Origin of the sequence: Accumulibacter sp. (assembly GCF_029255285.1) — a bacterium.
Lineage (GTDB): Bacteria > Pseudomonadota > Gammaproteobacteria > Burkholderiales > Rhodocyclaceae > Accumulibacter.
On sequence record NZ_JAPUVI010000104.1, the window covers coordinates 32,860 to 45,736 of the forward strand.

At 62.0% G+C, this 12,877-nt stretch carries 15 protein-coding genes; 1 reads left to right on the forward strand and 14 read right to left on the reverse strand.

All coding sequences use genetic code 11. The features are described 5' to 3' along the window. Positions 1–32: 32 nt before the first annotated feature. Together Q1M07_RS14940 and Q1M07_RS14945 are read right to left on the reverse strand one after the other, a co-directional pair. The gene (locus Q1M07_RS14940; RefSeq protein ID WP_300454713.1) at positions 33–749 is read right to left on the reverse strand and encodes a DsbC family protein; all 717 of its coding nucleotides are present in this window, start codon (positions 747–749) and stop codon (positions 33–35) included. A 146-nt stretch (positions 750–895) separates the two neighbouring features. Then, positions 896–2,065: a UbiH/UbiF family hydroxylase gene (locus Q1M07_RS14945; protein WP_300454715.1), complete on the reverse strand. Its 1,170-nt coding sequence runs from the start codon at positions 2,063–2,065 to the stop codon at positions 896–898. 88 nt (positions 2,066–2,153) lie between these two features. On the opposite strand from Q1M07_RS14945, the gene Q1M07_RS14950 reads away from it, so the two are divergent. Continuing rightward, on the forward strand, positions 2,154–2,498 hold the full coding sequence (locus Q1M07_RS14950) for a hypothetical protein (RefSeq protein WP_300454717.1): 345 nt from the start codon (positions 2,154–2,156) through the stop codon (positions 2,496–2,498). Positions 2,499–2,630: 132 nt separating this feature from the next. Here the strand turns inward: Q1M07_RS14950 and Q1M07_RS14955 are convergent, their stop codons facing one another. The 12 genes from Q1M07_RS14955 to thiL all read right to left on the reverse strand — a co-directional run bounded on the left by Q1M07_RS14955 (position 2,631) and on the right by thiL (position 12,846). Next, the gene (locus Q1M07_RS14955; protein ID WP_300454719.1) at positions 2,631–2,948 is read right to left on the reverse strand and encodes a PsiF family protein; all 318 of its coding nucleotides are present in this window, start codon (positions 2,946–2,948) and stop codon (positions 2,631–2,633) included. 160 nt (positions 2,949–3,108) lie between these two features. Continuing rightward, entirely contained in the window at positions 3,109–4,053 is a 945-nt protein-coding gene (hprK, locus tag Q1M07_RS14960; protein ID WP_300454721.1) for an HPr(Ser) kinase/phosphatase, read from the reverse strand. Between the two features lie 5 nt (positions 4,054–4,058). Beyond that, the gene (ptsN, locus tag Q1M07_RS14965) at positions 4,059–4,505 is read right to left on the reverse strand and encodes a PTS IIA-like nitrogen regulatory protein PtsN (RefSeq protein WP_300454723.1); all 447 of its coding nucleotides are present in this window, start codon (positions 4,503–4,505) and stop codon (positions 4,059–4,061) included. A gap of 90 nt (positions 4,506–4,595) precedes the next feature. Then, positions 4,596–4,922, reverse strand: coding sequence for a ribosome-associated translation inhibitor RaiA (gene raiA, locus Q1M07_RS14970; protein WP_300454725.1), 327 nt, complete (start codon positions 4,920–4,922; stop codon positions 4,596–4,598). Between the two features lie 16 nt (positions 4,923–4,938). Further along, a complete protein-coding gene (locus Q1M07_RS14975; protein ID WP_300454727.1) occupies positions 4,939–6,366 on the reverse strand; it encodes an RNA polymerase factor sigma-54 in 1,428 nt (475 codons plus the stop codon). Between the two features lie 81 nt (positions 6,367–6,447). Beyond that, the gene (gene lptB, locus Q1M07_RS14980; protein ID WP_300454728.1) at positions 6,448–7,182 is read right to left on the reverse strand and encodes an LPS export ABC transporter ATP-binding protein; all 735 of its coding nucleotides are present in this window, start codon (positions 7,180–7,182) and stop codon (positions 6,448–6,450) included. Between the two features lie 3 nt (positions 7,183–7,185). Continuing rightward, positions 7,186–7,635 (reverse strand): recombination regulator RecX, encoded by a 450-nt coding sequence (gene recX / locus Q1M07_RS14985; protein WP_300454729.1) that lies wholly within the window; start codon positions 7,633–7,635, stop codon positions 7,186–7,188. Positions 7,636–7,645: 10 nt separating this feature from the next. Further along, positions 7,646–8,662 carry a recombinase RecA gene (gene recA / locus Q1M07_RS14990; RefSeq protein ID WP_300454731.1) on the reverse strand — a complete coding sequence of 339 codons (1,017 nt, stop codon included), beginning with the start codon at positions 8,660–8,662 and terminating at the stop codon, positions 7,646–7,648. A gap of 152 nt (positions 8,663–8,814) precedes the next feature. Continuing rightward, positions 8,815–10,734: a hypothetical protein gene (locus tag Q1M07_RS14995; protein ID WP_300454733.1), complete on the reverse strand. Its 1,920-nt coding sequence runs from the start codon at positions 10,732–10,734 to the stop codon at positions 8,815–8,817. Positions 10,735–10,905: 171 nt separating this feature from the next. Next, a complete protein-coding gene (locus tag Q1M07_RS15000; RefSeq protein ID WP_300454735.1) occupies positions 10,906–11,415 on the reverse strand; it encodes a CinA family protein in 510 nt (169 codons plus the stop codon). Then, complete coding sequence (locus Q1M07_RS15005; protein ID WP_300454811.1) at positions 11,412–11,879, reverse strand: phosphatidylglycerophosphatase A; 468 nt, start codon at positions 11,877–11,879, stop codon at positions 11,412–11,414. The genes Q1M07_RS15000 and Q1M07_RS15005 overlap by 4 nt, the downstream gene beginning before the upstream one ends. Before the next feature lie 10 nt (positions 11,880–11,889). Further along, positions 11,890–12,846: a thiamine-phosphate kinase gene (gene thiL, locus Q1M07_RS15010; RefSeq protein ID WP_300454736.1), complete on the reverse strand. Its 957-nt coding sequence runs from the start codon at positions 12,844–12,846 to the stop codon at positions 11,890–11,892. Between the last annotated feature and the right edge of the window lie 31 nt (positions 12,847–12,877).

The window sequence follows — 12,877 nt, forward strand, 5'->3', positions numbered from 1 at the left end:
CTGGGAGCGGTTCAGTTGAGGCGGCTTGTAAGCTATCGGCTACCCTGACTGCCAGCCTGGCCGAGCCGCTGCTCGATCCTGGCCAGGGGAACGGCTCCTGGAATTCTCTCGCCATCGGCGAAGAAGAGCGTCGGCGTGCCGTTGATGGCCAACTTCCGCCCGGTTTCGAGTGTTGTCCTGATCGCCGAGGTGTCGCAGTCCCCCTTGCCGACGGGCGCCTTGCCATCGACCATCCAGTCGGTCCAGGCCTTGGCGCGGTCGGCGGAACACCAGATCTGATTGGATTTTTCCAGGGAGTCCGGCGAGAGGATGGGATAGAGGAAGGTGTAAATGGTCACGTTGTCAAGCTTGGCCATTTCCCTGGCCATCTTCTTGCAATAACCGCAGTTCGGGTCCTCGAAGCTCGCAAAGACACGCTTTCCGTCGCCGCGTACCTGCTTGACGGCGAGATTGAAAGGCAATTCCGAAAACTTGATCGCGGTGAGCTTCTGCATTCTTTCATTCGTCACATTCTTCATCGTCTTGCCGTCGACCAGCGGCCCGAAAAGCAGCGCCGACACCTTCTCGTCGGTGTAGACGACTTGGCCGTCGACATAGACTTCGTAGAGACCGAGATAGGGGGTCTTGACGACACTGGTGACCGGATTGCCCAACTTGGTTTCGACGGTTTTCTTGACGGACGCTTCGTCTGCCAGAGTGGGTAGGCTGAGAACGGTAGCCAGCGTGAGCGGTATGAGTTTCATGAACATCAGGTATCTCCGGGTGAATTCCAAAGCGGCACCTGCGACTGGCGAGCACCCTCTCGCGCGCCGGGGCAGGAAGGTCGGGAAGAGTGAAGGGCGAGGCGGTCTGCACTGATAGCGTCTAACAAGCGTTACCGTTGGCTGGACAAGGTTCAGTGTGGGTTGATGGCGTAGCGCACAAGCAGGTTCTTTATGACCGGCAAAGCGTTCGTCAGGTTCATTCCAAAATTGCGCAGCGGCTTTAGTCCCGGCAGGTCGTTAAGAAACAGGTGATGCAACGCGTGTGTAACCCACTGCAATAGCAAAGTTTCCTCGCGCCTTTCGCGCTGGTAGCGCGCCAGCAAGCGCGGGTCGCCGATGTCCTGCCAATCGGGGGTCGCCGCCAACAGGCTGGAAAGAACCCTGGCGTCCTGATAACCAAGGTTGATCCCGTGCCCAGACAGCGGATGTATGCCATGCGCTGCGTCACCGACGAGCGCTAGGCGGGGCGCGACGACCTGCGGAACACGTAACAAGGACAAGGGAAAAGTGGCGGCGGGGGTAAGCAGCCGCAGTGCTCCGAGTTCGCCCTCGCCAGCCGTGGCGACGCGAAGGCACAGCTCGTGGTCGGGCATTGCCAGTAAGGCTCGGGCGTTCTCGTCGGCGGTGGACCAGACGATCGAGATGCGGTCGCCGGCCATCGGCAACCAAGCCAGGACGCCGTCGGCGCGAAACCATTGGCGAGCAATACCGCGGTGCGGGAGCTGACACTCGAAGTTGGCGACCAGTCCCATTTCGCCGTATGGGCGGTCGACAGCGGACATGCCGAGTGACTTCCGGATCCAGGAGTCGCGACCGTCCGCGCCGACCAGCAGACGGCCCGTCAACACCTTTCCGTCGGCCAGAGTCAGCACGGCGCAGTCCGTGTCGATCCGCACGGCAGCTGGCGTCGCCGGAGAAAACGGGGTGAGGTTACCCTGGCGTTTGACGTTCTCCCAAAGTTCGCAGGCCATTTCCGACGATTCGACAATCCAGCCGAGTTCGGAAACGCCGGATTGATACGCCGAGAAGTCGAGTTTCGCGCCGCCGTCGCCGCGGATGTGCATCGCCCGGATCGGCTCGATACGCTCGCTTGCCATGTGCTTCCAGGCGCCGATTTCGTTCAGGAAACGGGCGTTGGCCGGCGATACGGCGTAAACTCTCGCATCCCAGCCCGCCGGACGGCATGGAATCCGCTGCTCGACCAGAGCTATCCGCAAGCGCGTGTCACGCAACGCGCAGGCGAAGGAGAGACCGGCCAAACCGCCGCCGAGGATCAGGATGTCGAAACCGTTGCCTGGCATGCTATTCGCTTTGTATGTGCCGTGCTCGCGTGGTGGGCTGCGAACGCGGTTTTACTAAACTGCTCGAGGGTGTTAGAAGGCTAGCCCGATGAATGCCGTTGCCCGGCCCACCAGTCACGCTTACTTTCCCGCCATCGTTTGCGGCGAGCACGATTCGCCAATCGATGCGCTCGTTGCCTTGTGCGTGCCACGTGCGGAAGCGCTGGACCTCGTCGCCGCGTCGTGGTGGACAGGCGAGGCGAGTTGTCTGACCGCGACGCTGGACGGCGGTCGCACGGTGGCCGTCTTGCGTACGTTGGAGGGTCGCTGGGCGGCGTGCCATGCGTTTTTCGGCGATCTCAGTACGACTCCAGAAGGGGCGGCGCAACGTTTAAAGAAGCGGCTCAAACCTTGGCGCCGGGGTTACGTCGCCTGCCTGCCGCGGCGCGGCTAGGCACGACAGGCCGACGGCCGGCGAGCTTGGCGCGACAGGTGGCCACGAAGCCCACCCGGCCCCGCGCCAGAAAACGGTCGTCGGCCATGTCTGGCGCCGGGCGGCTACCGTACGCAGCAAGCGGCGCGGCGGCTAGGCCGGGCTGGCCTTGAGGCATTCGCTCATGAACTTCTTGCGTTCGTCGCCCTTGAGTTGCTTTGTCGCGGCCTCACCATTACAGGCTTTCATTTTTTCCTGCTGCGTCGCTTTCGCCGGCTTGGCGCCGAGGCAGCCACTCATGAACTGCTTGCGCTCATCACCTTTCAGAGACTTCTCTGCGGCCTCGGCGTTACACGACTTCATTGTCTCCTGCTGGGCCTTCTGGGCCTCCGAAGGTTCCTTCTTTTCCGTGGCGGCGAGGGCTCCGGTGGTCGTCAACGCGAGGGCAAAAAGCACGATCATCGATTTCATAGAGAGGCTGTCCGTAGATGTGAAAGTCGCGCTAGCGACCAAGTACGCCCTTCACCCGGCTGCGGGCTGAGGAGTGAAAAAACTGGTCACGCTTCCCCGCCATCGGCGGGCGGCATCGCGAAAGTTGATAAACTGGCAAAGGTGTGCGTTCCGGCCATCGTCAAAGTTCTTCGTCAAGCAATGCCTGTTGTTGGCGATTGATGAAATCGCCCATGCTGTCGATGCCGCGTAACTGCAGGATGCTGTTCCGCACGGCCGCTTCAAGCAAGACCGCGATGTTGCGTCCGGCAGCGACCGGTATCACCACTTTGCGCACGGGAACACCAAGGATTTCCTGGGCTTGGGCGTCGAGCGGAAGGCGAGGGCCGTCGGTGCTACTGAAGGGTCTTTGCAGGTGGACGATGAGCTTGAGCTTCATCTTCCGGCGTGAAGCGGTTTCACCGAAAATGGTGCGAATGTTGAGCAGACCCAGCCCCCGCACCTCGAGGTAGTCGCGCAACATGCTGGGACACTGCCCTTCGATAGTCGTCGGGGCGATGCACGCGAGTTCAACTACATCGTCGGCGACCAGGCCGTGGCCACGGGTGATGAGTTCGAGCGCCAGTTCGCTCTTGCCGACGCCTGAGTCGCCGGTGATAAGGACGCCCATTCCGAAAACGTCCATCAACACTCCGTGGACCGATGTGGAACTGGCCAGCCGGCGCGAGAGATAGATGCGCAGCAGTTCGATCACCGCCGAGCAGGGCTTCGGACTGGCGAACAACGGCGTCTGCGTCGACTCGCAGGCTTCACGAATTGCCGGCAGCGCGTCGAGGCCGTCGGCCAGAATCAGTGCCGGCGGCCGAGCGGCCATCAGTTCCCTGACTTGGTTGCGCAAGCGGTCCATCGACACACGATCGGCCCAGGCATGCTCCGCCCGGCCGATTACTTGCAGCCGTTCGGGGTGAATCAGGTTGAGGTGGCCGACGACGTCGGCGCCGTAGTTTCCCTGGCCCTTGAGTTCGATCTGTCGGTCGACACCAACCGAAACCAGCCATGAGAGCTTCAGCTTCTCCCGGTGGTCCTCGTAGAGCTGTACGACGCTGAATTGACGCCGAACACTCATGGTTTTCAGTCGGCGAACAGTTGTCGGACGGAGCGTGCGTCAGCCGCTTTGGCCAAGGCTTCGCGACAGCTACGGTCGGAAAAGTGCTGCGCCAGCTCCGAGAGAATTTGCAGATGCTGCTCGGTTGCCACTTCGGGGACCAGCAGGACGAAGAGCAGCGTCACCGGCTTGCCGTCCGGCGAATCGAAAGGCACCGGTGAGGCCAGTCGCAGGAAAGCGCCTGTGGCATCCTTCAAACCCTTGATCCGGCCATGTGGAATAGCCACTCCTTGGCCCAGTCCGGTCGATCCGAGCTTCTCGCGCGCGAAGAGGCTGTCGAAGACCGTGCTGCGGGCAATTCCAAGGTAGTTTTCAAAGAGTAGCCCCACATGCTCGAAGACGCGCTTTTTGCTGCTCGCATCCAAGTCAAGAATGATGTTCTCGAGGGGCAGTAGTTGGGTGATCTGGCTCATGCGACAATAACCCGAAAAGGCGGACGTGGATTGAATGAAACAGCGCACGCAAGCGAAGACCGTGCCGGCGTGCGCTGGCGCGCAGTTCCTTTACTCCGCAACAATATGGTCAGTGATCTTGTTGCCGCGGTGGTGATCCTGGATCTTCTGCTTGTACTTCTGGACCTGGCGTTCGAGCTTGTCTACCAGGCCATCCACAGCGGCGTAGAGATCCTCGTCGACCGATTCCACGTAGACGTCCTTACCTGCCAGGTGCACCGTCACTTCGGCCTTCTGCTTGAGCTTGTCTACCGACAGGATCACATTCACGTCAATGACGTTGTCAAAATGGCGAGTGATCCGCTCGAGCTTGCCGGTGACATAGTCGTGTAGCGCCGGCGTGATCTCGAGGTGGTGTCCACAGACTTGCAGGTTCATGGTGTGGCTCCTTCTTCTAAAGGGACTTGCGTAAGTTGACCGGCGGGATGTTGAGCGCTTCACGGTATTTTGCAATTGTTCGCCGTGCGACGACAATGCCCTGCTGGCCAAGAACCTCGGATATCTGGCTATCCGAAAGCGGCCGCTTCGGCTCTTCGGCACTGATCATCTGCTTGATCAAGGCACGAATGGCCGTTGCTGAACATGCCCCACCAGCTTCCGTGCTGACGTGGCTGCCAAAGAAATACTTGAGTTCATAAATCCCGCGTGGTGTCGCCATGTATTTCTGCGTCGTTACCCGCGATATGGTTGACTCGTGCAGGCCCAACGTTTCAGCGATTTCCCGCAGCACCAGTGGCCGCATCGCCACCTCGCCGTGGTCGAGGAACTGGCGCTGACGTTCGACGATAGCCTGCGCCACCCGCTGGATCGTGTCAAACCGTTGTTGCACGTTCCGTATCAGCCAGCGAGCTTCCTGCAGTTGGCTCGCCAGTCCTGATCCTCGCTGGCGGGACAAGATCTGGGCGTACAGACTGTTGATCCGGATACGCGGGAATGCGTCAGAGTTGACGCTGACCGCCCACTGGCCGCGAACTTTGCGCACGACGACGTCGGGCGTCACATAGCGCGTTTCGGACGACGCGTACTGGGCCCCCGGCCGCGGATTCAAGCTGCAGATCAGCAAGTGCGCCGCGCGCAGGTCGTCATCGCTGCACCCGGTCTGTTTCTTGAGTCGGGAGAAGTCGTGGTGGGCGAGAAGTTCGAGATGATGGCGAACGATTTCCAGCGCCAGGGTGCTGATGGGGTCAGCCGGCAAAGCCTCCAATTGGAGTTCCAGGCACTCCACCGGACTGCGGGCACCGACCCCGGTTGGCTCCAGATGCTGCAGGTGATTGAGCGCGATCTGGAGTTCTTCCGGCTCGATATCGAACTCCGCCGGTAGGCTGTCGGCGACTTCTTCGAGCGACTGGGTAAGATAGCCGTCGTCGTCGAGGGCCTCGATCAGGCAGCGCACCAGAACGCTATCACGACCGGAGAGGGTCATAAGCCCAAGTTGTGCCAACAGATGCTCGCGCAGTGTGACGGTGGCCGCTTGAATGTCCTGGTAATCACCGTCATCATCGTCATCGAACGATCCCGAAGAACCCGGCGCGGCAGCGTAATTCCCCTCCTCACCCAGCCAGCTGTCTTCGGCGCCCAGTGTCGGGTCGACGCCTTCGTCGGCCTGGCCGGAGTCGGTCGAGTCGGACAGGCCAGGTTCACGCATCTGCGCTTCCGGTGGCGAGTAGTCCTCGTCGCGTTCGAGCAGGGGATTTTCCGAGAGAAAGGTTTCCAACTCGTGCTCAAGTTCGAGCGTCGACAACTGCAGCAGTCGGATCGACTGCTGCAGTTGCGGCGTCAACGCAAGATGCTGGGTGAGCTTGAGCTGGAGGGATGGTTTCATTGACCGAACCGGGTAGGCCACAGCATCGCCACGGGAAGCTGCCCGCGTGGTTCTCGAGCGGTAACTGCTGGGCCGTTGGCTTCAGAGACGGAAATTCTCGCCCAGATAAACCTTCCGGACGTTTTCATTATAAATGATTTCGTCTGGCCGACCAGAGGCAAGAACACCGCCTTCATTGATGATGTAGGCGTGGTCGCAGATGCCCAGCGTTTCTCGAACATTGTGGTCGGTGATCAGGACGCCGATGCCACGTTCCTTGAGAAAGCGAATGATTTTCTGGATGTCCAGCACGGCGATCGGATCGACACCAGCGAACGGTTCATCGAGCAGAAGAAAGCGTGGAGATGTCGCCAGCGCGCGCGCGATCTCGACGCGTCGACGCTCGCCACCGGAAAGCGAAGTCGCCGGGCTATTGCGCAGGTGACTGATGTGCAGTTCTTCGAGAAGGTTTTCGGTTTGTCCATCGACGTCGTCGCCTAACGAATCCTGCAACTCGAGTACGGCCTTGATATTCTCGCTCACCGTCAGTTTGCGAAAGACCGACGCTTCCTGCGGCAGATACGAAACCCCCAGCCGGGCGCGTTGGTGAATCGGAAGATGGGTCAAGGGCGTGTCGTTGAGGAGAACTTTGCCGCCATCGCAGGCCACCAGTCCGACGACCATGTAGAAGCAGGTGGTCTTGCCGGCGCCGTTGGGGCCGAGCAGACCGACCACCTCACCGCTGACTACCTCGAAGGACACGTCATGGACGACCGTACGCGACTTGTAGCGCTTCTTGAGCTGATGTGCGAACAGGGTGCTCTGGGTGTCTGCCATTATTCAATCGTCTTTCTGGTTGCTGCGCAGAACGCGCCGAATGGTTTCGCCGGAGAATCCTCTACCCGCTAGAAAGCGCGTCTGTCGCGCCAACTCGGTCAAGTCGTCGGCGTCAGCCGGTCGGTTGGCAAACTTGCGTTGCCACGCCCGGCGTGCCCTGGGCAGTTCGTCTTCTCCGGCGGCCAGAGCCGCGTTGACGACATCGCCGTCAACCCCCTTGGCCCGCAGTTCCTGCGTCAGACGTGCGTCGCCCAGGCGTGCGCCACGCGAGCTGACCCGGGCCGCCGCGTAACGTTCGTCCGAAAGCCAGGAGCCCGCTGTCAGATCGTCGAGCAGAGCTTCGAGTTGCTGGGCCGACTCGGCATGCGGCGCCAATTTTTGCGACAGTTCCTGGCGTGAATGTTCGCGGCGCGCGAGGATACGCAAAGCCCGTTCGCGCAAGTTGTCGCGCACCGCGCGGATCCTAGGCGGCGGTCACCGCCGAAGAAGACGGTACGTTGACCGCCATCCGGATCTTGGCTTCGATCTCCTGGGCGATTTGCGGTTTGCTCCTCAGATACTCGCGCGCGTTGTCTTTGCCCTGGCCGATCTTTTCACCGTTGTAGGCGTACCAAGAACCCGACTTGTCGATCAGCTTGTGTTGTACGCCGAGTTCGACGATTTCCCCCTCCCGCGACGTTCCTTCACCGTAGAGGATGTCGAAAATCGCTTCGCGAAACGGTGGCGCGACTTTGTTCTTGACGACTTTGACGCGCGTTTCGTTGCCGATCACCTCGTCGCCCTTCTTGATGCTGCCGATCCTTCGGATGTCAAGGCGCACCGAGGCATAGAACTTGAGAGCGTTGCCGCCGGTGGTGGTTTCCGGGCTGCCGAACATGACGCCGATTTTCATCCGGATCTGGTTGATGAAAATCACCAGTGTATTAGTACGGTTGATATTGGCCGTCAGTTTGCGCAACGCTTGGCTCATGAGGCGGGCTTGCAGGCCAGGTAGGGAATCGCCCATCTCGCCTTCGATCTCGGCCTTTGGGACGAGGGCGGCTACCGAATCGATCACTACCACATCGACGCTGGCCGAGCGAACCAGCATGTCCGCGATTTCCAACGCCTGCTCGCCGGTGTCGGGCTGCGAGATCAGGAGTTCGTCAAGATCCACGCCGAGCTTCTGCGCATAGGCCGGGTCGAGAGCGTGTTCGGCGTCAATAAAGGCGGCCGTTCCGCCGAGTTTCTGCATCTCGGCGATGACCTGCAGCGTGAGGGTGGTCTTGCCCGAAGATTCCGGACCATAAATTTCGACCACTCGGCCGCGCGGGAGGCCTCCGATGCCGAGCGCGATGTCGAGGCCAAGCGAGCCGGTTGACACCACGGGGATGTCGGTCACTACGCTGCCTTCGCCCATCTTCATGATCGATCCCTTGCCAAACTGCTTTTCGATCTGGGCCAACGCTACAGCCAGAGCCTTCGCCTTGTTGTCGTCCATTGCCAATCCTTGTTCTTGGGTGAGGGAATTATCCCATGTTCGGTGGTGCTCGTCGTGAAGCGATCCGCAGGGTATAAACTGCAATTATATACAGCCATCGGAAAATAGCCAGCGCCGGGCGAGCGCTATCGACCGTCCGCTCTTCCCACTTTTCAGGAGCGGCCTGCCAGGCGATTCTCCTGGAGATCGATCAGAAAGAGCAATTCACGTACCGCGCTCAGAGTGAAGCCACGGCGTTCTCCGCCACGGTTGTCACGCAGAAGTTTATTCAGGTAGTCGAGGCATTCGGTCGAATCCCAAGTGCGCGATATTTCCCGCGCGATATGCGGTAGCTGCCTAATCGCAGGCAAGCGCGCCAGGATCTCGTCGACCGGCGCGGCATGGCCAGCGCCGAGCGATAAGACCGGCCCGGCAGCTTCGCTGGCGCTCTCCCAGTCTGCTGGCGCCACGTTGAAATGAAGCTTGAGCTTCATTCCGGCGAGGTCGAAGGCTTCACGCTGCCCGCTCTGCCGGTAGGCCTCGAGCAGTTTCAGCCACGGAGTCACGGCGGCGAACGGCTTGTGATCGACAAACTCCTTGAGTGCCTGCGCGGCCCCTGTAACGCGGCCAAATGACACCATGATCTCCGCCAGTTCAAGCACCGCGGTGACGTCGTCATCGTCGCCGCTGGCGGGGGGTCTGGCCGGGCTGGCGCTGGCGGGGGCTTGACTGGGTGGGGCGGCGACGCTTTCAGCGGCGAGCAGCGAAGCGTCGCCACGATTGAGTTTGTGTAGTTGCCAACCGGCGTCAGATTTCGCCGGACGCGAGCCCGCGGCGAGCAGCGGCGAAGCCGGGCCGGTTCCCGCGGCGTCGGTCGCCCGTTGGCTGGCGCGGCGCCGCAACCACCAGGCCAACCCGGCAGTCAGGCCGAGCAGTGCGGCGATGCCGAACCACCAGTCGTTCGTCTCGCTTGCCGGCGTCACCGGGCGCGCCTCGCCTGGCGACGAGGCCGAGGGTTTGGAGGCTGGTGAGACGGCTGGTGCGGCAGTGGCTGGTGCCGAAGCTGCCGGCCGCGCTTGCTCCGCCGCCTTCTTTTCCAGTTCGCTGATCGCCGCTTCCAGGCGGCGGACTTTTTCCGCCAGCGCCAATTGCTGCTCCGCCTGCTCGCGCAAGGCAGACAGAAGCTCGTATTCGAGACGTAGTCGCGCGCGTTGCTCGTCCGTTGCCTTGCCAATCCGCGGCGTCGAGAGCCTGTTCGCCGGTCGCAGGAGCAACTCGCCGTCGTCTGCCCGGGCGCTCGCGTCCTCACCCGGCGAAGTTTCGCTGGTTCCGCTAGAGATGATCAGGCGGTCCGTTCGGCCGCCTTCGGGAGTCGCTTTGCGGGGAGGTGGCCGTTTTTCGCTTTGCGTCGGCGCCTGAGAATTCCGTTCCGCAGCTGCGCTGACCACGGTCCGCGGACCCAGGCGGCCGGCCGGAAGGTTTAGAACAGTACCCGGCGCCAATCGTTTCGTGCCGCGCGCGCCGAGATCGGTTTCCGGATTGATCGCCTGCAATTCCCTGATAAAGCGAGCTTGCGCGCGCGGTTTTTGGGGAAAGGCGGCGCGCGCGATGTCGCGTGCCGACTGGCTCCTGCCGACCCGCCACTGGCGCGAGGAAGGCTTCTTGGACCCAAGTTCGGGCGGCGCCGAACGCGGCTCGGAAATTGGGCGGACGACCGGCAACTGTACGGCCGGCGGTGTGGACCGGGTTCTGGTAGGATCGATCAGCAACACATAGTTGCGGGCCACCTCCACTCCGCAACCCATTCGCAGGTTGACCTGCAGTAGCGGTTCATTGATGGTCTGCCCGGAAACGACTTGTAGCAACAAGCGGCCGCCACGCTCCAGCACGCGCACGCGACCGCTGGTGAGCGCCGGTATGTCGGGTTCGCTGCCCTCGCCGAGGCGAAAACATTCGGCGATTTGCCCTTTGTCGGCATCGCCGCCGAGCAGTGGCACTTCGGCTTCGAAGCGCTTGCCGAGCGGCGAGAGCACGGTCATCCGGCCGAGGGTCAGCGCTTCGGTGTCGGCCGGGGAAAAAAGTGCGATCGGCAAGAGCAGGACCGCCAGCCGAAAGGGCGCGGGCTTAACGATTCTTGAGCACATCGGCAGGCAGGCAAGACGCGTTGTGGTCGTTCATTGTATTCCAAGGCGAAGACGTTTGGCCCAATCACCGGCGACGAGATTCGACGGCAATGCTCTTCTCATGTCGGCCTGGACTGGTGCCTAACCGAGGCGGTAGTTGCCGCGCCTCAGGAGGCCCAGCAATGCGTGGCGAACGGACTGCGCTCGCACGGCTTCGCGGTTGCCTGGGAAGCGACGCGTCTCAGCGCTCATTCGCTCGTCGGGTCCAGCCCAGGCAAAGCAGACCGTACCGACGGGCCGCCCCGGCGACCCGCCCGCCGGACCGGCGACGCCGGTGATAGCCAGCGCCCAGTCGGCATGACTGTGGCGCAGCGCGCCTAACGCCATGGCGACGGCAGTCGATTCGCTGACCGCGCCGTGGGCGGCCAGCAAGTCGGCGTCAACGTCGAGCAGTTCGATCTTGGCTTCGTTCGAGTAGGTCACGAAACCTCGCTCGAACCAGCCCGAGCTGCCGGGGATTGCCGTCAGGCAATGCGCCACCCAGCCGCCAGTGCACGATTCCGCAGTCGCCAAGCACTGGCCGCTGGCGAGCAAGAGTTTGCCAACGTCAGCGGCAAGAACTTCGAGCGAGCGCTGATCACAGTCGCTCATTCCAGGACGAAGCGCAGGATAGCCAGCGCCAGAAGCGTATAGGCCGCGGCGACGAGATCGTCACACATGACGCCAAAGCCGTTCTTCACCTGCTGGTCGAAATAGCGCGCCGGTTGCGGCTTGGTGATGTCGAAAAGGCGAAACAGGACGAGTGCGGTGCTCTGCCACATCCAGTGCATCGGGCAGAACAGTAGTACCAGCCAGAAGGGAACGATCTCATCCCAGACGATGCTGCCGTGATCGGTGACACCGAGGTCGACGCCCGTCCTATGGACCACGATGATGCCACCGAAGAAGCAGACGAAAAGAAAGCCGAGCAACTCGAATTCGCTCATCCAGTGCCGCAGAAGCGGAAACGATGCCCACGCAAAAAGTGTTCCGACGGTTCCAGGCGCCCACGGCGATAGCCCGCTGCCAAAGCCACACGCGAGCAGGTGTGCCGGGTGCGCCAGCAGAAAGTGGATGGAAGGGGGCTTAGGCAAAGTGATCGAAACCTTTCTCGTTGATCGTTAGAGGCTCTCCGTTCTCGTCGAACAGCGTCAGTCGGGTTTCGGAACCGACCAGGCGACCGCATCGCCAAAGCGGCAGCTTGAGTTGCGCGGCGAGTTCGATGATCTTCTCCCGCCGGTCCGGCGGGGCAGAAAAAAGCAGTTCATAGTCGTCACCGCCCGCGAGCTGGCAGCGGCGGGCAAGCACGGGGTCGGCTCCCCCGGGTAGCGGCGGCAACTGCGCGACAAACACCTCGGCGGCGAGCGCCGATCTCTCCACGATGTGACCGAGGTCGGCAAGCAGTCCGTCCGAGACGTCGATGGCGGCGTTTGCCAGGCCCTGCCGACGGAGTTCGAGTCCCAGTTCGACGCGCGGTAGCGGTCGATGCAGAGCTTCTGCACAGCGTTCGGCGATCGCTTTGGGCAGCCGCGTTCGCCCCTGCCGCTCGGCCAGAGCCAGCGCCGCCAGACCAGGCAGGCCGGAGATCCAGAGATCGTCGCCGGAAACGGCGCGGTCGCGACGCAAGGCGGCTCCAGGCGGCACCTCTCCGATCGCTGTTAGGCAAAGATTGAGAGGCCCGCGGGTCGTGTCGCCACCGACGAGATCGACCTGGTAGCGTGTGGCGCAGTCGAAAAGCCCTCGCGCAAAAGCGGCAATCCATGCCTCTTGTGCTTCCGGCAGGCTGCCGGCCAGCAGGATCCAGCGTGGCTGCGCTCCCATCGCCGCCAGGTCGGAGAGATTGACGGCCAGCGATTTCCAGCCGAGCTGGGCGGGGTCGCTGCCGGGCAGGAAGTGCGTACCCTCGACCAGCATGTCGGTGGTGATTGCCAGCTGCATTCCTGGTGTCGGTTGCAGCAAGGCGCAGTCGTCTCCCGGGCCGAGCACTGCCTGGTGAGTTGGCCGGGTGAAGTAGCGTCTGATCAGCTCAAACTCGCCAGGCACCAATGCCTCCCCGCATGGAAATCTTCGCCGC